The following is a 22,739-nucleotide window of genomic DNA, read 5'->3' on the forward strand; positions in this document are numbered from 1 at the left end:
AAAATTAAATAATCATTTATAAATAAAAATATAGAATATTTAATAATTGTAAAATTTGTTTTTAATAATTGGAATTATAAAATTTAATTATAGATATTTGCAATAACAACAAAAGAAATGACATTTATTCAAGCACATCCTCATCATTTTCATATTTGCTCTCAAGCGAACTGAAGATGTATTGAATAAAATCAGCATATTTTTAAACCCGTTTGAGACAATCAAGCGGGTTTTTAATTTTAAAAAAGCTTGGTTGTTTTAAACTCATAAAAAACAAATAAATGAGTAAACTAAAAATTGCAGTTCAAAAATCGGGACGTTTAAACGAAGACTCGATGAGGCTTTTAAAAGACATCGGAATCTATATCGATAACGGGAAAGATCAATTAAAAGCATCGGCGAAAGGGTTCCCCGTAGAAGTATTCTATTTGCGAAATGGCGATATACCGCAGTATCTTAAAGATGGCGTAGTAGATGCCGCAATTATTGGCGAAAATGTGTTAATTGAAAAAGGCAATGACATAAAAGTTGCTGAAAAATTGGGCTTTTCAAGCTGTCGGGTTTGTATTGCCGTACCAAAATCTTCAACTTATAACAGTATTAAAGAATTAAACGGCAAGCGTATCGCCACATCGTACCCAAATACGGTGCAGAATTTTTTAAAAGAAAACGGTGTAACCGCTAAGCTTCACATTATTAATGGTTCAGTTGAAATCGCCCCAAATATAGGGTTGGCAGATGCCATTGTCGATATTGTTTCTAGTGGAAGCACACTCTTTAAAAACAATTTAAAAGAGGTGGAAGTTATTTTAAAATCTGAAGCTGTATTGGCCGTTTCACCACTTTTATCAGAAGAAAAACAAGCCATTTTAAATACGATTCAATTTAGAATACAATCGGTTTTAAAAGGCAGGCAATCAAAGTATATTTTGTTGAACGCGCCTAATGAAAAAATCGACGATATTATTAATTTACTGCCCGGAATGAAAAGCCCAACGGTTTTACCCTTGGCCCAGGAGGGGTGGAGTTCTGTGCACTCCGTAATTAATAAAAACGAATTTTGGGATGTTATTGAAGCATTAAAAGCAAACGGCGCTCAAGGTATTTTGGTTTGCCCAATTGAAAAAATGGTGCTTTAGTATGTATAGTTTTTTTTATTTCCACGAAGGTGGAAATATCATCATATATTTCACTAATCATAAAAGGTGTTTTGTTTAAAAAGATTTCCGCCTTCGCGGAAATGAAGAAAAAATTAATCAATGAAAATCATTAACAATCCAAATAAAAACGATTGGTCAGAAATTTTAAAACGGCCAACGCAAACCGTAAATGACATTGAAGCTACCGTTAATCAAATTTTTGATGATATAAATAAAAACGGGGATAAAGCCATTAAAAAATACACACAAAAGTTTGATGCTGTTAATTTACAAACCAATAAAGTAAGCGAGAAAGAAATTGAAGAAGCCATTGATAATGTTCCTGTAAAACTTCAAACCGCTATAAAAAAGGCAAAACAAAATATTGAGGCTTTTCATGCCGCTCAAAAAACACCAAAAGTTGTAATTGAAACCACAAAAGGTGTTATATGCTGGCAAGAAAAACGCCCCATTGAAAAAGTAGGTGTTTACATCCCTGGCGGTACGGCACCGTTGTTTTCAACTGTTTTAATGCTTTGCGTACCGGCGCAAATTGCAGGTTGCAAAGAGATTGTTTTGTGCTCGCCGCCTAATAAAAACGGTGCGTTGGCACCAGAAATATTATATGCCGCGAAACTTTGTGGCGTTACAAAAATTTTTAAAGTTGGAGGGATTCAAGCCATTGCTGGCTTAACGTTTGGAACAGAAAGCATACCGCAAGTTTATAAAATTTTCGGTCCAGGAAATCAATTTGTAACGGTTGCAAAACAATTAGCCACAAAATACGATGTGGCCATCGATATGCCTGCAGGCCCGAGCGAGTTGCTGGTTTTTGCCGATGATACCGCAAAGGCGTCGTACATGGCATCCGATTTATTAAGTCAAGCCGAACACGGTACAGATAGTCAGGTTATTTTGGTATCGACTTCAAACCGGTTGATTAAAGAGGTTTCAAACGAAGTCGAAAAACAGTTAAGGGTGCTTCCGCGTAAAGCGATTGCTGAAAAATCCATCGCTAATTCCAAATTAATTTATGTCGAAAATGATGAAACAGCACTCGATTTGATTAACGAATATGGTCCAGAGCATTTTGTTATTAGCACTAAGAATGAGGATTTTTATATTAACGGTATCATGAATGCGGGTTCTGTTTTTATTGGTAATTACACCCCTGAAAGCGCCGGCGATTATGCCTCTGGAACAAACCATACTTTACCAACAAACGGGTTTAGCAAAGCGTATTCGGGCGTGAATTTAGACAGCTTTTTAAAAAGTATGACCTTTCAAAAAATATCAAAGGAAGGTTTGCTCAACCTTGGCGAAACTATAGAATTAATGGCGGAAGCCGAAGGTTTACAAGCCCACAAAAATGCGGTTTCAATTCGCTTAAAAGATTTGAAAAATTAAAAGCGGCGATATGCTGAACGGGTTTCAGCATCGCACAAATAACAATTAAATGAGACACTGAAACAGATTCAGTGAGACAAAAAAAATGAATATTAAAAACTTAGTTCGACCAACCATAAAAACCCTAAAACCGTATTCGTCCGCGCGCGACGAGTTTCAAGGCAGCAGTGATGCGATGGTTTTTTTAGATGCCAATGAAAATCCGTTTGAAAATGGTGTAAATCGTTATCCAGACCCAAAACAGGGAAAATTAAAATCTATTTTATCAGAAATCAAGGGTGTTTCCACAAATAACATGCTTTTGGGAAATGGAAGCGACGAGGTGTTGGATTTGATTTTTAGAGCCTTTTGCGAACCCAATCAAGACAACATCATCACATTGCCGCCAACGTACGGCATGTATCAGGTTTTGGCGAGAATTAATAATATTGAAAACCGCAAAGTTCCTTTAACCCCACAATTTCAGCCTAATTTAGAGGGCATAATTCGTACGGCATCCCATAAAACAAAAATCATATTTTTATGCTCACCAAATAACCCTACCGGGAATAGTTTTTCTAAAGGAAAAATTGAAAAATTACTACAATCTTTTCACGGTTTGGTTGTAATTGACGAGGCTTATATAGATTTTTCAAATAATGAAAGTTGGATAAACAGACTAAATGAGCTCCCAAATTTAATAGTTACCCAAACGTTGTCAAAAGCCTACGGTATGGCAGGAATTAGGTTGGGAATTTGCTTTGCTTCAGAAGAAATTATTTCAGTTTTAAACAAAATAAAACCGCCATACAACGTTAACGAGCTTACACAACAGAAAGCCGTTGAGCAATTATCGATAAAAAATTTGGCAAAAAACCAAATTGAAGCCATCCTTAAAGAGCGAGAGGTTTTAGTGGCGGAATTGCAACAAATCAGTTTTGTTTCAAAAATTTATCCCACCGATGCCAATTTTGTTCTGGTAAAAATAGATGATGCCACGAAACGATACAATCAACTTATTGCTAAAGGTATCGTGATAAGAAACCGAACCACACAGTATGGATGCGAAAACTGTTTAAGGTTTACAGTTGGCACTAAAAACGAAAACGAAACATTGATAAGCACTTTAAAATCATTAGAATGAAAAAAGTACTATTTATAGATAGAGACGGCACTTTGATTAAAGAACCGGCAGACGAGCAGGTGGATGCCTTTGAAAAACTGGTGTTTTACCCAAAAGTATTTCAATATTTAGGGCGAATCTGCAAAGAACTGGATTACGAAATCGTTATGGTTACCAATCAAGATGGGTTGGGAACACCGGATAATCCCTCAGAAAAATTTTGGCCCATTCATAATTTTATTTTAGAAACCTTCAAAAATGAAGGCATTGAATTTAAGGAGATTTATATTGATAAAACCTATGCTAAAGACAATGCGCCAACACGCAAACCAAATACGGGTTTGCTTACCAAGTATTATTCTGAGGAGTACGATTTAGAAAATTCATACGTAATCGGCGATAGGTTAACAGATATTGAGTTGGCAAAAAACTTAGGGGCAAAAGGTATTTTTATAAATGATGAGACCCATTTGGGGACTGATGAAATTACGGTTAAGCGTGACGAGTTAGATGCCTATATTGCTTTGGAGAGCAATGATTGGGAAAAAATTTATCAATTTTTAAAAGCAGATGAGCGTTCTGGTGGTCTTATTAGAAATACTAATGAAACTAAAATTGCTATTCAACTGAATCTTGATGGTACAGGAAAGAGCAAAATTGATACGGGGCTTGCTTTTTTCGATCACATGTTAGACCAAATAGCGCGACATGGGCAATTGGATTTAAACATTAAGGTTGATGGTGATTTGGAAGTGGACGAGCATCACACCATAGAAGACACTGCGATTGCTTTGGGCGAACTATTCAACAAAACCTTGGGCAACAAATTAGGTATTGAGCGCTATGGTTTTTGTTTGCCTATGGACGATTGCTACGCTCAGGCAGCTATAGATTTTGGCGGAAGGAATTGGTTGGTTTGGGAAGCCGATTTTAAACGCGAAATGATTGGCAAAATGCCAACCGAAATGTTTTTTCATTTCTTTAAATCCTTTACCGATGGCGCAAAATGCAATTTGAACATAAAGGCAGAAGGCACAAATGAACATCATAAAATTGAAGCTATTTTTAAAGCCTTTGCAAAAGCCATTAAAATGGCCGTAAAACGTGATGTGGAAAAAATGATTTTACCAAGTACAAAGGGGATGCTATAAAAAAGCCACCTAACCCCCAAAAGGGGGAATTCCAAGGTTTGCTAATAAAGCAAATCAATAAAAAAGAATTTCAAAATATGAGTGAACTAAAGCGTTCGAGTAAGAGTTCTTCCCCTATGGGGAAGCTAGATGGAGCTTCTGTTGTTATTATAAACTACGGCGCAGGAAACATTAAAAGCATACAGTTTGCATTTAAACGATTAGGTTATGACGCTGTTTTATCGAATAATCCACAGGAAATTATTGCAGCGGACAAAGTTATTTTTCCGGGCGTAGGCGAAGCGAGTAGTGCCATGAAAATGTTAAAGGAGAGTGGATTGGATGTTTTAATCCCGACACTGAAACAACCCGTTTTAGGGATATGCTTGGGCATGCAGCTCATGTGTAAATTTACTGAAGAGGGTAACACAAAAGGTTTAAACATTTTTCAAACAGATGTTAAGCGTTTTACATCCGATGTAAAAGTGCCACAAATGGGTTGGAATGTTATAAATGATTTAAAGTCTGACTTGTTTAAAGGAATTAAAGAAAACGAATATATGTATTTAGTGCATAGCTATTATGCTGAACAATGTAAAGAAACCATTGCTAAAACGGATTACGGATTGAATTATGCATCGGCATTAAAACACAATAATTTTTATGGTGTACAATTTCATCCAGAAAAGAGTAGTTTTGCAGGAGCTAAAATATTGCAAAATTTTATAGAATTATAACATGAGAATAATACCAGCCATAGATATAATTGACGGTAAATGTGTCCGCTTAACCAAAGGCGATTATGGAACAAAAAAAATATACAGTGAAAGTCCCCTTGAAATTGCCAAAACTTTTGAAGATTCAGGAATTGAATATTTGCACTTGGTAGATTTAGATGGCGCAAAAGCTAAACATATTGTAAACTATAAAGTGTTAGAGCAAATCGCATCTAAAACACATCTTAAAATTGATTTTGGTGGAGGTTTAAAAACGAATGAAGACTTACACATTGCTTTTAATTCGGGGGCTAGACAAATTACCGGAGGAAGTATTGCAGTTAAAGATCCTGAAACTTTTGAAGGTTGGATATCAAAATATGGTGCCACAAAAATTATTTTGGGCGCCGATAGCGATGACGGAAAAGTGTCCATTAGCGGTTGGATGGAACAGAGTAAAGAGGATGTTATTCCGTTTATAAAAAAATATCAAAAAAAGAGTATCCAATATGTTATTTGTACCGATATTTCAAAAGATGGTATGCTGGAAGGCCCATCAGTTGAACTGTATAAGCAAATTATCACAGAATGCTCAAACAGTAGCAGCGGGCAATCCATAAAGTTAATCGCATCTGGCGGCATTTCGAACATTGAAGAATTGCCTATTTTAAAAGCGATTGGCTGCGAAGGTGTAATTATAGGAAAAGCCATTTACGAAAACAGAATCAGTTTAAAACAATTAGAAAAATTTGTATAATTGAATTTGTCATTCCTGCGAAGGCAGGAATCCACTTGATTACTAAAACATTAAGATTTCCGCTTTTGCGGAAATGAAAAAAAAAGAATATTTAATGTTAACAAAACGAATCATCCCTTGTTTAGATATTAAAAACGGACGTACCGTAAAAGGTGTAAATTTTGTTGATTTACGCGATGCCGGCGATCCGGTTGAGTTAGCAAAACAATATGCAAACGTTGGGGCAGACGAACTTGTGTTTTTAGATATATCGGCCACTTTAGAAGGTAGAGCAACCACTTTAGATATGGTTTTGCACGTTGCCGAACAAGTTAATATTCCGTTTACTGTTGGTGGCGGTATTTCGTCTGTTGAAGATGTCGATGCGCTTTTAAAATGTGGCGCAGATAAAGTATCGGTTAATTCTTCTGCAATAAAACGACCAGAGTTAATAAACGAGCTGTCTAACAAATTCGGAAGCCAATGCGTAGTCGTTGCTATTGATGCGAAATTAGTGGACGGCCAATGGAAAGTACATTTAGCGGGTGGCAGCATTCCAACCGATTTAGATTTGTTTGAGTGGGCCAAAGAAGTTGAAAATAGAGGTGCTGGCGAAATTTTATTCACATCAATGAATCATGATGGTACCAAAAACGGATTTGCAAATGAAGCCTTAAAAAAACTTTCTGAAACTTTAAATATACCCATAATAGCATCGGGTGGGGCAGGAAACGTTCAACATTTTATAGACACTTTTAAAGATGGAAAAGCTGATGCTGCTTTGGCCGCCAGTGTGTTTCACTTTAAAGAAATCCCTATTCCAGAATTAAAAAAAGAATTAAAAGCTAATAATATTGAAGTGCGATTAGCCCCCTAATCCCCAAAGTGGGAATTCATACTCAAATAAATATTTAGAAATGAACAGCGAAAAACATAAAGATATTATTTCTCCCCCTTGGGGGGAGTTAGAGGGGGCTCTAGTTCCCGCAATCATTCAAGATGCCACTACAAAAAATGTGTTGATGTTGGGGTATATGAATGAAGCTGCCTATAATAAAACCATAGAAACCAAACAAGTTACTTTTTTTAGCAGAAGTAAACAGCGTTTGTGGACTAAAGGCGAGGAAAGTGGAAATGTTTTAAATCTGGTTGATATAAAAAACGATTGCGATAACGACACGCTCCTAATCCAAGTAAATCCACAAGGGCCAACCTGCCACAAAGGCACCGATAATTGTTGGGGAGAAAAAAACACAGCTAATTACGGATTCTTTTCAACTTTGGAACATGTGATTGCTGAGCGCGTTGCAAATAAAGACACCAAGAAATCTTATGTGGCAAGTTTGTTCTCAAAAGGCATTAACAAAGTGGCTCAAAAAGTAGGCGAGGAGGCTGTAGAAACCGTTATTGAGGCTATGGATAATAACGATGAGTTATTTCTTTACGAATCGGCCGATTTGCTTTTTCATTATTTAATGTTGTTGCAAGCAAAAGGATTTACTTTAAAAGATATTGAAGCAGAATTAAAAAACAGGCACAAATAAAAAGAGGCCTTATTCTGGTTAGGGAAAAGCCTCTTAAAAATGGTTGATAGAAATATTTTATTTTACGAAATCCAGCCTTTAGATTTTGAATGCTTAGAAAACCAGACTAAAAATATGGAAAATAGTATAATGGAAATTGTCATTCCTAAATTATCCGTATGCCCATTTGCCAAGAAATAACCCATTTGTATAATTACGGCAAAGAGCGATAAACTCAATAAAGAATATGCCCATTTTTTTCTAAGTAAAAGGGCTATACAACCTAAAGCACCCGAAAAAACAGCTATTGCAAAAACAGCGGTTAACCAAGTTGGATGATTGGAAACAATATCTAATTGTTCTTGAGTTAATGCAGAACGCCATCGCTCTGTATTGTAAGCTTTACCTAAATATTGGTCAACACCCATAGCGTTCCAAGCGAGTGCAATTACACTCACAATCCAGAACCAAACTGGAGGTTTGTTGGAAGAATTTGTCATAATAATTGGTTTTTAGTTAGTTAAAAATATAATACAATGTATAAATTTTTTGTCACAATTAATAAAAGAGCGTATTTTTCCTTCTTCTAAAAAGCAATAATGAACAAGTATTTTTATCTCATTTCCATTCAATATTTAGGCTATCGTTTTCATGGTTGGCAAAAGCAACCCGATGTAAAAACCCTACATTTAATGGTAGATAGAACATTAAATTTTATTTTAGAAGGTAAACGTTTTAAGAGTTTAAGTTCTGGCAGAACCGATGCGATGGTTTCGGCAGAACATGCGGCAATCGAATTGTTTTTATTTGAACCTATTGAAGATTTAAACGCCTTTTTGGAATTATTCAATTATAACCTGCCACAAGATATTCGTGCTTTAAACATTAAGGAAGTTGATGATAAATTTAATATAATTCAACACTCCAAAGTTAAAGAGTATCTGTATTTGTTTACATACGGCGAAAAATGCCATCCCTTTTGCGCCCCGATAATGACTACCATTCTTGATGATTTGGATATTGATGTAATGAAACAAGGTGCCAAACTTTTTGAAGGCGAAAATTACTTAAAATCCTATTGCTACAAACCAACGGATAATGGTGTTTACAACAGAGAGATTTTGTTATGTGAACTGGTTGAAAACACCATTTATACCGCTAACTATTTTCCTAAAAAATCCTATGTGCTAAGGGTAAAAGGCCAAGGGTTTATGCGAAATCAAATCCGATTAATGATGGGAACGCTGATTGATTTGGGCAAAGGAAAATTATCATTGGACGATATCCGCAAAAGCCTACTTCCAAACAGTACGGTAAAGATGCACTACATCGCTCCGGCTTCGGGGCTTATTTTAAATAATATTGAATTTGAATAAGATTTGACTTCAATTCTTCCTTCCATTGCTTGTTTTCCAATCATTTTTTTAAATGAGCAAGTATTCATATCAAATGAACAAAACGTTATGCAGCATAAATTTTAATTTAGCTTCAAAGAGGAATGAAACATAAATCATTCACTAAAAAACCTTTAAAATTAACATATGAGTTATTTGAACATGAAAGAAGAAAAATTGTTAAAAATCATTATAGCGTTAAATTTCCTTTTAACCGATTACCATTTTTAAGTATTAACTCGTCTTTTAAATAAAACGAATTAATAATTTAAAACTTGAACAAAAATGGAAAACACAATAACAGAAGCTTTTGACGCCATTGTATCAAAATTACAAGACTGGCTAACTACTATAATTGAATATTTACCAAATTTCGGATTAGCCCTTTTGGTGCTAATTACTGCATTTTTTATTGCCAAATATGTAAACAAATACACCTACAAATTAGTATCTAAAAAAGTTAAACAGGAATCTGTCGCTCAAATTATTTCAAGAATCTCATCGGTAGTTCTCGTTTTAGTGGGGCTTTATATATCGCTGGGTATTTTAAATTTAAGCAAAACGCTAACCTCGTTATTGGCCACAGCGGGGGTTGCTGGTTTAGCCATTGGTTTGGCACTACAAAACACGCTTAGCAACACCGTTGCGGGTATTGTGTTGTCTTTCAGAAAAAAAATACAAATAGGAAATTGGGTGGAAACCAATGGGTTTTCGGGCGAAGTTATCGATATTAATCTCAAGGAATTTGTTTTAAAGGAAGCCGATAACAATATTGTTATTATGCCAAACAAAATGATTTTGGAAAACCCTTTAAAAAACTACTCGCTAACTACCAAAATGCGCGTTTCGGTTGAATGTGGCGTGGGCTACGAATCGGATTTAGAGCAAGTAAAAACATTGACTAAAAAAACCATCGCCCAAGCTTTCGATCAAGTTGAAAGCGCAGAAAACGTCGAGTTTTATTATACCGAATTTGGAGGCAGCTCAATAAATTTTCTATGCCGATTTTGGATAGATGCAGAAAGCATGCTGGAAAAACTACATGCCAAAACCACGGCTATTATCGAAATTAAAAAAGCTTACGATACGGCTGGAATTAATATACCATTCCCAATTCGCACGCTTCAGTTTGATAATAAATTGGCTTTTGAAAACTCGAAAGTTTCAAAAGAAATTTCAAAAAATTAAGCAAAATTACATATTAACTGGTTTTAACATCTCAAGTTAAAAAAAGTTAAAAAAACATCCGCCTTATATTTTTAGGACGTAACTTAAATAGTCTACACAACCTATTTTTAAAATGGATATTATACAAATTCTCTAAAAATTAGAGTAGGTTTATTTCAAAATAAATAAGCTATTATCATTTTAAACAATTAATATAAAAACTTAAAATCATGAAAAAAATCATTTTAATATTGGCATTGGTATTTACAACATCAATAGTCTTTACAAGCTGTAGGGAGAAAAAAACAACCAATGAAAAAATAGAAGAAGCTATTGATAACATTGGTGATGAATTAGAGGATGCCTCTGATGATGTAAAAGATGCAGTTGAAGATGTAAAAGATGAAATCGAGGAAATAAAAGAAGAAGCAAAAAAAGATATTGTTAAAAGTTAATACCAAGCACAAAACCCTTTTTAAAACATAAAACCATAAACAAAAATGAAAAAATTAATATTTGCGTTTGCACTACTTTTTATAGGCAGTGCAATGGCACAGGAAAAACCAAAAGAAGTAAAACAAGAAACCAAGGTAAAGATTGTTAAAACCAAAAACGATAAAGAAACCTCGGAGAAAAAAGTAAAAGTTATTACGCGCGAAACCGCTGACGTTAAACTAGATAAAAAGGATGAAAATAAAGTTAATCAAAACCGTGTAAACGCTACAAAAAAAGTAGAAAAAATGGTTATGGTTGATGACGACAACGATGCCGATTATGATGTTTTAACAAAGGAGACTTTTTTTGTTAGTGGTAACGAAACGTATAAGTTTGCACCTAATGATAAAGGTTTCGATATTATATTCGATAAAGACGAAAATGAGTTTGTTAAAATAGGAAAAGCATGGTCTACAAGTGCCAGTGGCAATTATATTATAAGAGGCGAAATGCACAATGGTATTGGTTATTTTGATAAGAATGGAAACTTTGTAGTAGAATATTTTGATGATGCTTCAAAGCGCATTAAAAAAATGACCTATAGCAAAGAGAGTAAAGACATGAGGTAATGCCATGTCTTGTTAAGATACTTATAAAAGTCCCGATTAATTCGGGACTTTTTGTACTTTAGAACCTCTAAAAAAAAACGAATGAGTACATCAGCATTAAAATCGGCATTAAACTTTTTTAAACAACTTGAAAAAAACAACAATCGCGATTGGTTTAACGAAAACAAACCGGAGTTTAAAGCGATTGAAACAGAGATTAAAAAAATTTACAATTCGGTTTTAGAAAACCTAAACAAACACGACGACATAGATAAACTGAAACTTTTTAGAATATACAGGGATGTGCGTTTTTCGAAAAACAAGCTGCCGTACAAAACCCATTTTGGCGGATCGTTTCACAGAACAAAGCCTAAATTACGTGGCGGCTATTATTTGCACATTCAGCCTAATAACGAAAGTTTTATTGCAACCGGTTTCTGGGAACCGGCCAAAGCCGATTTGCAGCGTATTAGAAAAGAGTTTGAAATGGACGATTCAGAAATCCGCAAAATAATTGGGAATAAATCTTTTAAATCCATTTGGGGATATTTTGTTGGCGACGAAGTAAAAACCGCTCCAAGAGGTTTTGATAAAGAGCACAAAGCCATCGATTTAATTAAAAAGAAACAATATATTTTCGTTAAAAAATATACCGACAAAGCTGTTTTGGACGCCAATTTTTTAGACGACATAAATACTTCGTTTAAAGCTATTCGTCCGTATTTTGATTATATGAGCGACGTGTTGACTACGGATTTGAATGGGGTTTCTTTAATCGAAAAGTGATTATGGTTTTTAAACCGCAGCTAGCAACTCAGGTTTTTCAAACAATTGAATGTTGCTTAACAAACGCTCTTTTACAATGTGCATCATGCGTTTGTTTAAAGCCGAAGAGTTTTCAATGTAAATTAAATACTCTTCAACGGTAAAAAGCCCGATAATCATACCTTTTACTGAGTTTCTGAATTTCATGTCTTTTTGAATCGCATTTTCAATATAATCCATACGTTTTTGTAAAGACAAATCATAAAAAACAGATTTGTGCTTAACCACATAATTTTTAAAAACTTCAATAAGCAATTCGTTTTGCAGCTTGATCACAGGACGCAAAACTAAATTCTGAAAACGTTCATCAGCACTCATATTATCATTAATTGTTTCAGATGAAATTTCTGGGCGAATACTTTTTAGGTTAAATAATCTTGAGTTCATGGTTTAGGATTTTTATTAAAAATATCAATAATCAGAGCTTATAATGACCAATACCTTTATTATTATCAACGAGGTTATTAACATTGAAGATTTTTCTATCTTTAAATAAAATTTATAATGAGCAGCGTTGGCGACCAACATCTTGATAACCAATAACAACGAACATGAGTTTATTTAAATTTTAAAAAAATATGGCCTTATGAAATTCGGAAGCGTAAATAATCCATAAAATATAGACTTCACTGAAGGCAAACAACAAAAAATATTATAGATATTAATATTTTAACTAACCCACTTATATATGAAATTTCAAACAAGAAAATGGATCAAACCCGAAGATTTAAACCCAAACGGCACCCTTTTTGGCGGTCGCCTTTTGGAATGGATAGACGAAGAAGCAGCGTTGTTTGCCATCATTCAATTTGATAACAAAAAAGTAGTTACCAAATCTATGGGCGCCATAGATTTTGTGGCTTCCGCAAAACAGGGTGATGTTGTAGAAATTGGCATTGAAATCACCAAGGTTGGAAACGCTTATATCGCCTTAAGCTGCGAGGTTAGAAATATTATGACACACGAAACCATAATAACCATTTCCAATATTATTATGGTTAATTTGGGCGAGGACGGAAAGCCCAAAGCACACGGTAAAAACATATAGAATATAAACGAGCAAAACGGTTGTAAATTTGTTTTAAATATTATAATCAATTAAGTTGTTCTGTTGCATAAAATTCAATTTATAATGCTTCTATTGGAAATTTTATAAAAATTCAATAACAAAGCCCGCTAAAGTTTTAAATAACTCCATTATACTATAACTTTGTATTCCTTACTAAATTATAAGATATTTTATGAGCAAAACATTGTTTGACAAAGTGTGGGATTCGCACGTTGTAAGAAAGATAGAAGGTGGGCCAGATGTGTTTTTTATAGATCGCCATTTTATACACGAAGTAACCAGTCCTGTTGCTTTTTTAGGATTAAAAAGCAGAGGTCTAAGCGTATTGTACCCCGAACGTACATTTGCTACAGCAGACCATAATACCCCAACCATAAATCAGCATTTACCAGTTGAAGACCCGTTGTCGGCAAATCAATTAAAGGCTTTAGAAGACAATTCTAACGAATACGGTATTAGCCATTGGGGATTGGGCCATAAAAAGAACGGTATTGTTCACGTTGTGGGACCAGAAAACGGTATTACATTCCCTGGCGCTACGATTGTTTGTGGCGATTCGCACACATCAACACACGGTGCTTTTGGTGCTATTGCCTTTGGTATTGGTACTTCGGAAGTCGAAATGGTATTATCTACACAATGTATCATGCAGCCCAAACCTAAAAAAATGCGCATTAATGTAAATGGGCAATTGGGTAAAGGTGTTACACCAAAAGATGTGGCTTTGTATATCATTTCGCAATTAACAACATCTGGCGCAACAGGCTATTTTGTTGAATATGCCGGTGATGTTTTTGAAAACATGACCATGGAAGGACGTATGACGGTTTGTAATTTATCCATTGAAATGGGTGCCCGTGGCGGCATGATTGCACCTGATGAGACCACTTTTGAATATTTAAAAGACAAACCACTTTCTCTTAAAGGTGAAGCTTGGGATAAAGCTGTAGCACATTGGAAAACCTTAAAAACCGATGCTGATGCAACCTTTGATAAAGAATTGACTTTTAATGCGAGTGATATTGAACCGATGATTACCTACGGAACAAATCCAGGTATGGGAATGGGTATTTCAAAAAACATTCCAAATGCCGAAGCTGTTGAAGGTGGTGTTGCTACTTACAAAAAGTCTTTGGATTATATGGGATACGAAGAAAACGACGCCATGATTGGCAAAAAAGTAGATTACGTATTCTTAGGCAGCTGTACCAATGGTAGAATTGAAGATTTTCGTGCGTTTGCATCCATAGTTAAAGGCCGAAAAAAGGCCGAAAATATCACAGCGTGGTTAGTTCCTGGGTCTCACGAAGTTCAAGACAAGATTAAAGAAGAAGGTCTTTTAGACATTATCAACGAAGCTGGATTTGTATTAAGACAACCGGGTTGTTCGGCGTGTTTAGCGATGAACGACGATAAAGTACCTGCTGGTAAATATGCGGTAAGTACATCAAACAGAAACTTTGAGGGGCGCCAAGGTCCGGGTTCAAGAACCCTATTGGCAAGTCCGTTGGTCGCTGCGGCCGCAGCAGTTACCGGCGTAGTAACCGACCCTAGAGAATTAATTTAAAATACAAAAGTAAAATATTAAGACGTTTTAAAACCTTGAATATTTAATATTGAACTTTAAACTTATAAAACATGGCTTACGATAAATTTACAATACTAACAAGCACAGCAGTTCCTTTACCATTGGAAAATGTGGATACCGATCAAATAATTCCGGCGCGTTTTTTAAAAGCTACAAAACGTGAAGGTTTTGGAGACAATTTATTCCGTGATTGGAGATATAATAATGACGATACACCAAAGGAAAGTTTTGTTTTAAACAACCCTATTTACAGCGGTAAAATTTTAGTTGGGGGCAAGAATTTCGGTTCGGGTTCTTCAAGAGAGCACGCTGCTTGGGCGGTTTACGACTACGGATTCCGTTGTGTCGTATCGAGTTTCTTTGCCGATATTTTTAGAAATAACTGTTTAAATGTTGGCGTTTTACCGGTTCAGGTAAGTCCGGAATTTTCAGAACAGATTTTTGAGGAAATCTACAAAGACCCCAAAACGGAAGTTGAAGTGAATCTGCCTAACCAAACCATTACCATCACCTCGACTGGTGCGCAGGAATCTTTTGAAATTAATAGCTATAAGAAAGATAACATGCTAAATGGTTTTGACGATATTGATTATCTTCAGAATATGAAAGGCGACATAGAATCTTTTGCTAATGATTTGATGTTGTAAATGGCAACACGACGCATAGAAATAATGGATACGACATTGCGCGATGGCGAACAAACATCGAGTGTGTCGTTTTCTGCTTCTGAAAAATTAACCATTGCAAAACTTTTACTGGAGGAATTAAAGGTAGATCGTATTGAAATCGCCTCTGCCAGAGTATCGGAAGGTGAACTGCAAGCGGTAAAGGATGTTACGCAATGGGCTGCTGAAAATGGCTATTTGCACGCTGTTGAAGTATTGACTTTTGTTGACAATGGTGTGTCCATTATCTGGATGAAAGAGGCGGGAGCGAAGGTTCAAAATCTGTTAACCAAAGGTTCATTGAACCATTTAACCCATCAACTTAAAAAGACTTCAAATCAGCACTTTAAAGAAATTGAAAACACTTTAAAGCTGGCTAAAGACAGCAACATTGAAACCAATATTTATTTGGAGGATTGGAGTAATGGTATGCGAAATTCCAAAGCCTATGTGTTTGAGTTTTTGGAGTTTTTATCCACACAACCGGTAAAGCGGATTATGCTACCGGATACCTTGGGTATTTTAACACCTCCAGAATCCTATGCATTTGTAAAGGAAATAAAAGACAAATACCCAAATTTACATTTCGATTTTCACGCGCACAACGATTACGATTTGGGCGTTGCCAATGTTATGGAAGCTTTAAAGGCCGGAGCCAACGGTTTGCATTTAACGGTAAACGGCATGGGCGAACGCGCCGGAAACGCACCCATGGCAAGCACTATTGCGGTTATAAACGATTTTATGCCAGAAGTTAAAATAGGCGTGAACGAAAAGGTTTTATATACCGTAAGCAAGCTCGTGGAGAATTTTTCTGGGGTTATGATTCCTGCCAACAAACCAGTTATTGGCGCCAACGTATTTACGCAAACGGCTGGAATTCATGCCGATGGCGATAATAAAAAGAACCTCTATTTTAGCGATTTACTGCCCGAGCGTTTTGGTAGAAAGCGGCAGTATGCTTTGGGAAAAGCCTCTGGAAAAGCGAACATCCAAAAGAATTTACAAGAATTGGGCCTGCAGCTTGACGATGAAGATTTAAAGAAGGTTACCCAGCGCATTATTGAGTTGGGCGATAAAAAACAGGTAGTTACCAAAGAGGATTTGCCTTATATTATTTCGGATGTATTAGACCGAACGTATGAAGAAAAGGTTAAAGTGAACTCGTATGTATTAACACATTCCAAAGGATTAAAGCCATCAACTACGGTATCAATTAGTATTGAAAACGAGACTTTTGAAGAGCATTCACAGGGCGACGGACAGTTTGATGCGTTTATAAACGCGATAAGAAATGTGTTTAAAAGGAAAAAACTCGTGCTGCCCGATTTGATAGATTATGCGGTTAGGATTCCTCCGGGGAGCCGATCGGATGCGTTGTGTGAAACCATTATTACTTGGAAGAATACCGAAAAGGAATTTAAAACCCGTGGATTGGACTCGGACCAAACGGTTTCGGCCATAAAGGCCACTGAGAAAATGCTGAATATAATAGTGAGTTGAATTGATGACGGATGACCGAAGACGGGAGTTTGCGTGCGTACGAATAATAAATCGCTTTTAGTTAATAAGAGTGAAAGTTCCCCTCCTTGGAGGGGCTAGGGCTGGGTTCCGCGTTAGGGATTGAGGCATTTGTTGAAGCTCCCCGACATAGGAGGGAGCGACTGCCGAAAGCCCGACCGAAGCGTTTCCTGCAAGGTTTCTTTTTTAAGCTTGTAGGTTATAAAGCGAAGGGAACGCCCAACTTCTCGATAGCTCTGCTTAGCTTGTCGAAGTACAATTCCAATAAAATTGGAATTACTCGAAGTGCCATTAAAAATAAAATTTTAAAATATAAAATAAACAACAATGAAATTTAATATTGCCCTTTTAGCCGGAGACGGCATTGGACCAGAAGTTATAGACCAAGCCGTAAAAGTTAGCGACGCGGTTGCCAAAAAATTTGGACACGAAATTACATGGAAACCGGCCTTAACCGGTGCAGCTGCTATTGATGCCGTTGGTGAGCCTTATCCGGATGAAACACATGCTATTTGTGCAGCATCGGATGCGGTTTTGTTTGGCGCTATTGGTCACCCGAAATACGATAACGACCCAAGTGCGCCAGTGCGCCCAGAACAAGGTTTATTAAAAATGCGTAAAAAACTGGGCTTGTTTGCCAATGTGCGACCAACGTTTACATTTCCGTCGTTATTGGAAAAATCACCATTGAAAAAAGAGCGTATTGAAGGTACCGATTTGGTGTTTTTACGTGAGCTGACCGGAGGTATTTACTTTGGAGAAAAGGGGAGAAGAGACAACGGTGAAACGGCTTTTGACAATTGTGTTTACACCAGGGCGGAAGTGCAACGCTTAGCCAAAAAAGGTTTTGAATTGGCCATGACACGGTCGAAAAAACTGTGTTGTGTGGATAAAGCCAACGTTTTGGAAACCTCGCGTTTATGGCGTGAAACGGTACAAGCGATGGAAAAAGATTATCCGGAAGTGGAAGTGAGCTACGAGTTTGTTGATGCGGTGGCGATGCGTTTGGTACAATGGCCAAATAGCTACGATGTGCTGATTACCGAAAACTTGTTTGGTGATATTTTAACGGATGAAGCGTCTGTAATTTCGGGTTCGATGGGTTTAATGCCATCGGCTTCCATGGGTGCCGATATAGCTTTGTTCGAGCCTATTCACGGGTCGTACCCACAGGCTACGGGACTGAATATTGCCAACCCAATGGCAACGGTTCTATCGGCAGCTATGATGTTTGAGACCGCCTTTAATTTACCCGAAGAAGGTAAAGCTATTAGAGATGCCGTAAATAAAGCTTTGGCTGAAGGCATTGTTACCGAAGATTTGGCCGATGGCGGAAAAGCCTACGGAACAAAAGAAGTAGGCGACTGGCTGGCTGCAAATATCTAAAAAACAATCTCTTATAGGTGTTTTTTTAAAATGGATTTAGTAACTTTATACTAAATCCATTTTTTTTTGGGAATCTTTTTCAGTATTAATTTAAAAATAGGAATTATGAAACTATTAAAATTTACAATGCTGTCCCTTTTCTTTTTAGTAACCTATACTTTTCAATCACAAAATATTGGTGATTTTACATCAATAGACCCTAACACAGTTCAATCTGCGTCATTCGTTTTGTCTTCTAGTCATACCTTTCAAAAAATAGCTGAAGTTGGAGATGCTCTAACCGCAGGCGGAACCTTTAAGCCTAAGCCAGATTTTACGGCTTATGTACCCATAGCCAATAGTAGTACCAATGGCTATTTAAGTATAAATTCGGAAGGCAGCGCGCTTACCGATGGTGGCGGTGGCGTAATGGTTTTTGATATTAATTTTAATGCGACAACCGAGTTATGGGAAACCACAGCATCAGAAGATTTAGATTTTACTGCGGTAGGAGGTACGGCTGCCAATTGCTCCGGAGCAGTTACACCTTGGGGAACTGTTATTACTTGCGAAGAGGGTACTATACCCGATACATTCCCGCCTTTTGATGGTTATAACGACCTGGGCTGGAATATTGAAATTAATCCTGCGACCAAAAGTGTTGTTGCAAAACACTATGCCATGGGAAATTTTGCGCACGAAAATGTGGCCATACAAACCATTAATGCCATCCCTACGAGCCGTACGGTTGTTTATCAAGGTGCAGATTCAAATCCCGGATATTTATACAAGTATGTTGCTACAAATTTTCAGGATTTAAGCATGGGATTGCTTTATGTTTTTAAAGGTTCAAAGAGCGGAACAGGAAGCTGGATACTTTTGGATAACACTACGCAATCCGAACAAAACTCAACATTGACCCAAAGCGGTGCATCTGGCCATGATGCTACAGTTTTTGCCGGTATTGAAGATGTAGAGATTGGGCCTGATGGCATGGTGTATTTTGCCGTAAAAGGGGAAGGTACCGTATATCGGTTTTCCGATTCAGATCCCTTGGAAACATCGGCTTCAACCGTAACCATGGAAACCTTTGTTGGTGGCGGTGCAAGCTACGATATAAATGATGGTACCAGTACAACCTCGGTTGCTTGGGGTAATGGCAATGATAATTTGGCTTTTGATTGCGATGGGAATTTATGGGTGTTTCAAGATAGTGGCAATAGTTTTATTTGGGTTGTAAAAAACGGCCATACCCAAGCAAGTCCGGATGTTGAAATTTTCGGAAAAGTTCCAATAGGCTCTGAGCCAACGGGTATCACATTTACTCCAGATTACAAATATTTATTTATGTCTATTCAGCATCCGGATCCAGGAAATGCTGCTAATCAGGTTGATGCCGCGGGAAATACGGTAGATTTTGATAAAGGCACGAGTTTAGTGATTGCTTTATCTGAAAATTTAGGTTCGGCACTTTCGGTTGAAGATGAGAATTTTGATGATGGATTTACGTTTTATCCAAACCCAATAAAATCATCAAAGAATTTAATTATAAAAGGAAAACAAATCAATAATATAAAACTATATGCCATTTCGGGAAAAAAACTACTAGATGTTGATTATAACGACTTGAATGAAGTAACATTGAATCTTAAAGATATTCAGTCTGGTCTTTATCTTTTTAAAGTGAATGATAAAGCGGCTTCAAAATTGGTTATTAAATAGACTATTGAGGGTTAAAACTAGTCGTGCTCGGTAATTCGAAAATTTCCAAATCGAAATAGGGAAGTGCTGCGATAAGATGATCGAAAACATCGGCCATAATATACTCGTAATTGGCCCATCGTTTGTCGCTACTAAAGGTGTATATTTCTAACGGAATACCTTGTGTTGTTGGCGCCAATTGACGCACCATAATCATCATATCTTTATTAATTGCCGAATGGGCTTTTAAATACGAATCGATATATTTTCTGAAAACCCCAAAATTTGTCAAGTTTCTGCCATTAATCAGGAGTTCCTTGTTTATGTCGTTTCTCGTGTTATTGGCCTTAATATCGTCTTGTCTGCTTTCCAAATACCCCGTAATCAACTGTATTTTTTTAAGCTTTTCAACCTCGTCATCGGTTAAATATTTAATTGTGTTTTGCTTAATAAATAGAGCTCTTTTGATACGCCTTCCGCCGGAATCCGACATGCCTCTCCAGTTTTTAAACGAATCGGAAATCAACGCATAAGTTGGGATGGTAGTAATGGTTTTATCGAAATTCTGCACTTTTACGGTCGCCAAGGTTATTTCGATAACATCGCCATCGGCACCGTATTTTTCAAAAGTAATCCAATCGCCAATGCGCACCATATCGTTTATGGACACTTGGATGCTGGCAACAAACCCGAGAATAGTATCTTTAAAGATTAATAAAATAACGGCCGAAATAGCTCCTAATCCGGTAAGAAATTTTAAGAATGGAATATCTGTAATTACGGCTATGGCTGACATAAAACCCGCTATCCAAGCAAAAATCATAAATACCTGTATGTAGCTATCAATGGGTTTATCTTTTAATCGCGGTAAGGTTTTAAGGTAATCTTTTATGGTGTTTAAAATGCTTCTTACAATCCAAAGTATTAAAACGATAGCGAATACTTCCAAACTTTTTTTGATGAAGTTTTCAAACGTAGGGAAATCAATAAATACTACGGGAATATATTCTATTACAATTAGTAAGGGGATAATGTGCGCAATGTTTCGCGGCGCTTTGTTGGCCACTAGAATATCATCGAATTTTGTTTTGGATTTCGCGGCAAATTGTGAGAATGTGCCTCTGAGCAATTTTCTGATGATATAATCAATAATAGACACAACAACTATTAAAATGATTAATAAAGCAAGCATGTTTAGGTATTTGGCAACCGTTTCGGTGGTTCCTAAAGACACTAAATAATCATAAAAAAAGTGTGTGTATTTTGAATCCATTTATTTGGCAGCCTTTAAGTAGTTTCTGTCCACGTAAAAGGTTCCGAACGGAATGATAGAAGCCAATAGCACCACGGCGAATTGTTTGTTGTTCCAAGAAAAATCATTCTTAAAAACAAAAGCTAAAGCGATGTACGCAATAAACAATATGCCATGTGGCATTCCCAGAAGTTTTACGTATTGCGGATCATGGGCCAAATACTTAATGGGTGTGGCTATAAATAGCAATAAGATATACGATATACCTTCTAAAAGGGCAACAAGCCTGAACATTTTAATAAATGAAAACATAGACACTTAATTTTGTGCAAAAATAGCACAGAAAAGTGGATAAACAGTACGTTTTAAGAGAATTTTATAAAGCGTTGAAAATGATAAGACCGTAGATGGCGAAACGCAATAATCTGAGTGAGCCGTAGAGGACCACATTTTTAAACGGAAACTCTATAATGCCAGCAGCGATACACGAAATTGAGAAGGGTAGTGGTAACAAAGCGCCAACAACAATTAAAAAACCGCCCCATTTTTTTGAGTTTTTAAGCTGCTTTTCCATTTTAACCTCCAGATAGCTGTGAACCGATGGAATTCTGGTAATCATTCTACCCATCCAATACGATAACAGTCCGCCGCAATACGATAAAATGGCCAAAAGACTTAAATAAAACCAAGGACTGTACATTTTACCTGCCCAAGCAATAAAAACCTCTGGCGGTATCAATCCCAAAAGGGTTTCTGAAACAAAGAAAAAAGACAACACCCCAAAAGCGGGCAATATTTCGGTAAGTCGCGTTAAAGCCGCATTGATATTAAAAAAATGGTTTACGGCATAAACCGCAACAACTATAGCAACAATGTATGGCAATGCTTTTAGTACAGCTTGCCAAACAAAAGTATAAAATCCGGTATAAGAATAGTACTGGTGCAATAATTGCAGCCGCGATTTTTTATCCTTTGATTTTTGCTTAGATTCGGGTTTCATTTTTTTTACTCAATACTTTAGAGAGGGTGCAAATATACAACATGCATTTTTCTTATGAAATATTTTTTTACCAACAACTTGTTAATTAATTCTTATAGTGGGAGTTAGAATGGTTTTGAATATTCTATTTTACATAATGTAAATTATAGTACATAGTATAACAATTAGCGTAATAGTGCTTTTGGGCGCTATTTGACATAATTGCAGATATAATGTCGCCGACTTATATCGATAGTAATTGTGACAAGCTAATTGTGGCTTCCTAGTTATTTTTATAATTGAAACAATAAAAATCTATGAATAATTTCCAACGCTTGCCTGAGTTTATATTGAGCGCAGTCGAAATACCAAAATAAAAGCTACCCTTTTTGCACTTATTAAAAATCGCGTATTCGA

At 36.4% G+C, this 22,739-nt stretch carries 24 protein-coding genes; 19 read left to right on the plus strand and 5 right to left on the minus strand.

The window, feature by feature from the left end:
- The first annotated feature begins 281 nt into the window (after nucleotides 1–281).
- The 8 genes from hisG to hisIE all read left to right on the plus strand — a co-directional run bounded on the left by hisG (nucleotide 282) and on the right by hisIE (nucleotide 7,774).
- On the plus strand, nucleotides 282–1,139 hold the full coding sequence (gene hisG, locus ACN5J7_RS10795) for an ATP phosphoribosyltransferase (protein WP_311938237.1): 858 nt from the start codon (nucleotides 282–284) through the stop codon (nucleotides 1,137–1,139).
- Nucleotides 1,140–1,259: 120 nt separating this feature from the next.
- Complete coding sequence (hisD, locus tag ACN5J7_RS10800) at nucleotides 1,260–2,546, plus strand: histidinol dehydrogenase (RefSeq protein WP_418603901.1); 1,287 nt, start codon at nucleotides 1,260–1,262, stop codon at nucleotides 2,544–2,546.
- Nucleotides 2,547–2,631: 85 nt separating this feature from the next.
- Nucleotides 2,632–3,669 (plus strand): histidinol-phosphate transaminase, encoded by a 1,038-nt coding sequence (hisC, locus tag ACN5J7_RS10805; RefSeq protein ID WP_311938232.1) that lies wholly within the window; start codon nucleotides 2,632–2,634, stop codon nucleotides 3,667–3,669.
- A complete protein-coding gene (hisB, locus tag ACN5J7_RS10810; protein ID WP_418603902.1) occupies nucleotides 3,666–4,799 on the plus strand; it encodes a bifunctional histidinol-phosphatase/imidazoleglycerol-phosphate dehydratase HisB in 1,134 nt (377 codons plus the stop codon). Before hisC ends, hisB begins: the two co-directional genes overlap by 4 nt.
- A gap of 116 nt (nucleotides 4,800–4,915) precedes the next feature.
- On the plus strand, nucleotides 4,916–5,515 hold the full coding sequence (hisH, locus tag ACN5J7_RS10815; RefSeq protein WP_418603986.1) for an imidazole glycerol phosphate synthase subunit HisH: 600 nt from the start codon (nucleotides 4,916–4,918) through the stop codon (nucleotides 5,513–5,515).
- A 1-nt stretch (nucleotide 5,516) separates the two neighbouring features.
- Complete coding sequence (gene hisA / locus ACN5J7_RS10820) at nucleotides 5,517–6,251, plus strand: 1-(5-phosphoribosyl)-5-[(5-phosphoribosylamino)methylideneamino]imidazole-4-carboxamide isomerase (protein ID WP_418603903.1); 735 nt, start codon at nucleotides 5,517–5,519, stop codon at nucleotides 6,249–6,251.
- Between the two features lie 94 nt (nucleotides 6,252–6,345).
- On the plus strand, nucleotides 6,346–7,107 hold the full coding sequence (hisF, locus tag ACN5J7_RS10825) for an imidazole glycerol phosphate synthase subunit HisF (protein ID WP_418603904.1): 762 nt from the start codon (nucleotides 6,346–6,348) through the stop codon (nucleotides 7,105–7,107).
- A gap of 40 nt (nucleotides 7,108–7,147) precedes the next feature.
- A complete protein-coding gene (hisIE, locus tag ACN5J7_RS10830) occupies nucleotides 7,148–7,774 on the plus strand; it encodes a bifunctional phosphoribosyl-AMP cyclohydrolase/phosphoribosyl-ATP diphosphatase HisIE (RefSeq protein ID WP_418603905.1) in 627 nt (208 codons plus the stop codon).
- A gap of 62 nt (nucleotides 7,775–7,836) precedes the next feature.
- On the opposite strand, the gene ACN5J7_RS10835 is transcribed toward hisIE, so the two are convergent.
- Nucleotides 7,837–8,253, minus strand: coding sequence for a hypothetical protein (locus ACN5J7_RS10835; RefSeq protein WP_418603906.1), 417 nt, complete (start codon nucleotides 8,251–8,253; stop codon nucleotides 7,837–7,839).
- A gap of 99 nt (nucleotides 8,254–8,352) precedes the next feature.
- Here ACN5J7_RS10835 and ACN5J7_RS10840 point away from each other — a divergent pair, with 99 nt between their 5' ends.
- The 5 genes from ACN5J7_RS10840 to ACN5J7_RS10860 all read left to right on the plus strand — a co-directional run bounded on the left by ACN5J7_RS10840 (nucleotide 8,353) and on the right by ACN5J7_RS10860 (nucleotide 12,143).
- A complete protein-coding gene (locus tag ACN5J7_RS10840) occupies nucleotides 8,353–9,129 on the plus strand; it encodes a tRNA pseudouridine synthase A (protein ID WP_418603907.1) in 777 nt (258 codons plus the stop codon).
- 303 nt (nucleotides 9,130–9,432) lie between these two features.
- Nucleotides 9,433–10,335 carry a mechanosensitive ion channel gene (locus ACN5J7_RS10845; protein WP_311938217.1) on the plus strand — a complete coding sequence of 301 codons (903 nt, stop codon included), beginning with the start codon at nucleotides 9,433–9,435 and terminating at the stop codon, nucleotides 10,333–10,335.
- A 209-nt stretch (nucleotides 10,336–10,544) separates the two neighbouring features.
- Nucleotides 10,545–10,769: a hypothetical protein gene (locus tag ACN5J7_RS10850; protein ID WP_418603908.1), complete on the plus strand. Its 225-nt coding sequence runs from the start codon at nucleotides 10,545–10,547 to the stop codon at nucleotides 10,767–10,769.
- A gap of 45 nt (nucleotides 10,770–10,814) precedes the next feature.
- A complete protein-coding gene (locus ACN5J7_RS10855; RefSeq protein ID WP_418603909.1) occupies nucleotides 10,815–11,378 on the plus strand; it encodes a hypothetical protein in 564 nt (187 codons plus the stop codon).
- A gap of 81 nt (nucleotides 11,379–11,459) precedes the next feature.
- The gene (locus ACN5J7_RS10860) at nucleotides 11,460–12,143 is read left to right on the plus strand and encodes a DUF2461 domain-containing protein (protein ID WP_418603910.1); all 684 of its coding nucleotides are present in this window, start codon (nucleotides 11,460–11,462) and stop codon (nucleotides 12,141–12,143) included.
- 9 nt (nucleotides 12,144–12,152) lie between these two features.
- On the opposite strand, the gene ACN5J7_RS10865 is transcribed toward ACN5J7_RS10860, so the two are convergent.
- On the minus strand, nucleotides 12,153–12,569 hold the full coding sequence (locus ACN5J7_RS10865) for a glyoxalase (protein ID WP_418603911.1): 417 nt from the start codon (nucleotides 12,567–12,569) through the stop codon (nucleotides 12,153–12,155).
- Between the two features lie 301 nt (nucleotides 12,570–12,870).
- Here ACN5J7_RS10865 and ACN5J7_RS10870 point away from each other — a divergent pair, with 301 nt between their 5' ends.
- From ACN5J7_RS10870 to ACN5J7_RS10895, 6 genes are all read left to right on the plus strand, one after another.
- Nucleotides 12,871–13,230: an acyl-CoA thioesterase gene (locus tag ACN5J7_RS10870; RefSeq protein ID WP_418603912.1), complete on the plus strand. Its 360-nt coding sequence runs from the start codon at nucleotides 12,871–12,873 to the stop codon at nucleotides 13,228–13,230.
- A 193-nt stretch (nucleotides 13,231–13,423) separates the two neighbouring features.
- Nucleotides 13,424–14,818, plus strand: a complete 1,395-nt coding sequence (gene leuC, locus ACN5J7_RS10875) for a 3-isopropylmalate dehydratase large subunit (RefSeq protein ID WP_418603913.1) — start codon at nucleotides 13,424–13,426, stop codon at nucleotides 14,816–14,818.
- Nucleotides 14,819–14,889: 71 nt separating this feature from the next.
- Entirely contained in the window at nucleotides 14,890–15,486 is a 597-nt protein-coding gene (gene leuD / locus ACN5J7_RS10880; protein ID WP_418603914.1) for a 3-isopropylmalate dehydratase small subunit, read from the plus strand.
- Nucleotides 15,487–17,007 (plus strand): alpha-isopropylmalate synthase regulatory domain-containing protein, encoded by a 1,521-nt coding sequence (locus ACN5J7_RS10885; RefSeq protein WP_418603915.1) that lies wholly within the window; start codon nucleotides 15,487–15,489, stop codon nucleotides 17,005–17,007.
- A 345-nt stretch (nucleotides 17,008–17,352) separates the two neighbouring features.
- On the plus strand, nucleotides 17,353–18,411 hold the full coding sequence (gene leuB, locus ACN5J7_RS10890) for a 3-isopropylmalate dehydrogenase (protein WP_418603916.1): 1,059 nt from the start codon (nucleotides 17,353–17,355) through the stop codon (nucleotides 18,409–18,411).
- Nucleotides 18,412–18,516: 105 nt separating this feature from the next.
- Nucleotides 18,517–20,112 (plus strand): alkaline phosphatase PhoX, encoded by a 1,596-nt coding sequence (locus tag ACN5J7_RS10895; protein WP_418603917.1) that lies wholly within the window; start codon nucleotides 18,517–18,519, stop codon nucleotides 20,110–20,112.
- Nucleotide 20,113: 1 nt separating this feature from the next.
- Here the strand turns inward: ACN5J7_RS10895 and ACN5J7_RS10900 are convergent, their stop codons facing one another.
- From ACN5J7_RS10900 to ACN5J7_RS10910, 3 genes are all read right to left on the minus strand, one after another.
- Nucleotides 20,114–21,364 (minus strand): mechanosensitive ion channel family protein, encoded by a 1,251-nt coding sequence (locus ACN5J7_RS10900; RefSeq protein ID WP_418603918.1) that lies wholly within the window; start codon nucleotides 21,362–21,364, stop codon nucleotides 20,114–20,116.
- On the minus strand, nucleotides 21,365–21,655 hold the full coding sequence (locus ACN5J7_RS10905) for a DUF3817 domain-containing protein (protein WP_418603919.1): 291 nt from the start codon (nucleotides 21,653–21,655) through the stop codon (nucleotides 21,365–21,367).
- A gap of 64 nt (nucleotides 21,656–21,719) precedes the next feature.
- On the minus strand, nucleotides 21,720–22,343 hold the full coding sequence (locus ACN5J7_RS10910; protein ID WP_418603920.1) for a YqaA family protein: 624 nt from the start codon (nucleotides 22,341–22,343) through the stop codon (nucleotides 21,720–21,722).
- Nucleotides 22,344–22,739 lie beyond the last annotated feature (396 nt).

Origin of the sequence: Hwangdonia sp., from assembly GCF_048381975.1 — a bacterium.
In the GTDB taxonomy this organism is placed as follows: domain Bacteria; phylum Bacteroidota; class Bacteroidia; order Flavobacteriales; family Flavobacteriaceae; genus Hwangdonia; species Hwangdonia seohaensis.

Bases quoted from the DNA above. Each gene is read 5' to 3' on its own strand.
- ACN5J7_RS10835 (WP_418603906.1), bottom strand. From the start codon at position 8,253: ATGACAAATTCTTCCAACAAACCTCCAGTTTGGTTCTGGATTGTGAGT.
- ACN5J7_RS10905 (WP_418603919.1), bottom strand. From the start codon at position 21,655: ATGTTTTCATTTATTAAAATGTTCAGGCTTGTTGCCCTTTTAGAAGGT.
- leuC (WP_418603913.1), top strand. From the start codon at position 13,424: ATGAGCAAAACATTGTTTGACAAAGTGTGGGATTCGCACGTTGTAAGA.
- leuB (WP_418603916.1), top strand. From the start codon at position 17,353: ATGAAATTTAATATTGCCCTTTTAGCCGGAGACGGCATTGGACCAGAA.
- hisD (WP_418603901.1), top strand. From the start codon at position 1,260: ATGAAAATCATTAACAATCCAAATAAAAACGATTGGTCAGAAATTTTA.
- ACN5J7_RS10885 (WP_418603915.1), top strand. From the start codon at position 15,487: ATGGCAACACGACGCATAGAAATAATGGATACGACATTGCGCGATGGC.
- hisF (WP_418603904.1), top strand. From the start codon at position 6,346: ATGTTAACAAAACGAATCATCCCTTGTTTAGATATTAAAAACGGACGT.
- ACN5J7_RS10870 (WP_418603912.1), top strand. From the start codon at position 12,871: ATGAAATTTCAAACAAGAAAATGGATCAAACCCGAAGATTTAAACCCA.
- ACN5J7_RS10900 (WP_418603918.1), bottom strand. From the start codon at position 21,364: ATGGATTCAAAATACACACACTTTTTTTATGATTATTTAGTGTCTTTA.
- ACN5J7_RS10840 (WP_418603907.1), top strand. From the start codon at position 8,353: ATGAACAAGTATTTTTATCTCATTTCCATTCAATATTTAGGCTATCGT.
- ACN5J7_RS10865 (WP_418603911.1), bottom strand. From the start codon at position 12,569: ATGAACTCAAGATTATTTAACCTAAAAAGTATTCGCCCAGAAATTTCA.
- ACN5J7_RS10860 (WP_418603910.1), top strand. From the start codon at position 11,460: ATGAGTACATCAGCATTAAAATCGGCATTAAACTTTTTTAAACAACTT.
- hisA (WP_418603903.1), top strand. From the start codon at position 5,517: ATGAGAATAATACCAGCCATAGATATAATTGACGGTAAATGTGTCCGC.
- ACN5J7_RS10850 (WP_418603908.1), top strand. From the start codon at position 10,545: ATGAAAAAAATCATTTTAATATTGGCATTGGTATTTACAACATCAATA.
- ACN5J7_RS10855 (WP_418603909.1), top strand. From the start codon at position 10,815: ATGAAAAAATTAATATTTGCGTTTGCACTACTTTTTATAGGCAGTGCA.
- leuD (WP_418603914.1), top strand. From the start codon at position 14,890: ATGGCTTACGATAAATTTACAATACTAACAAGCACAGCAGTTCCTTTA.
- hisC (WP_311938232.1), top strand. From the start codon at position 2,632: ATGAATATTAAAAACTTAGTTCGACCAACCATAAAAACCCTAAAACCG.
- ACN5J7_RS10895 (WP_418603917.1), top strand. From the start codon at position 18,517: ATGAAACTATTAAAATTTACAATGCTGTCCCTTTTCTTTTTAGTAACC.
- ACN5J7_RS10845 (WP_311938217.1), top strand. From the start codon at position 9,433: ATGGAAAACACAATAACAGAAGCTTTTGACGCCATTGTATCAAAATTA.
- hisG (WP_311938237.1), top strand. From the start codon at position 282: ATGAGTAAACTAAAAATTGCAGTTCAAAAATCGGGACGTTTAAACGAA.
- ACN5J7_RS10910 (WP_418603920.1), bottom strand. From the start codon at position 22,343: ATGAAACCCGAATCTAAGCAAAAATCAAAGGATAAAAAATCGCGGCTG.
- hisB (WP_418603902.1), top strand. From the start codon at position 3,666: ATGAAAAAAGTACTATTTATAGATAGAGACGGCACTTTGATTAAAGAA.
- hisIE (WP_418603905.1), top strand. From the start codon at position 7,148: ATGAACAGCGAAAAACATAAAGATATTATTTCTCCCCCTTGGGGGGAG.
- hisH (WP_418603986.1), top strand. From the start codon at position 4,916: ATGGGGAAGCTAGATGGAGCTTCTGTTGTTATTATAAACTACGGCGCA.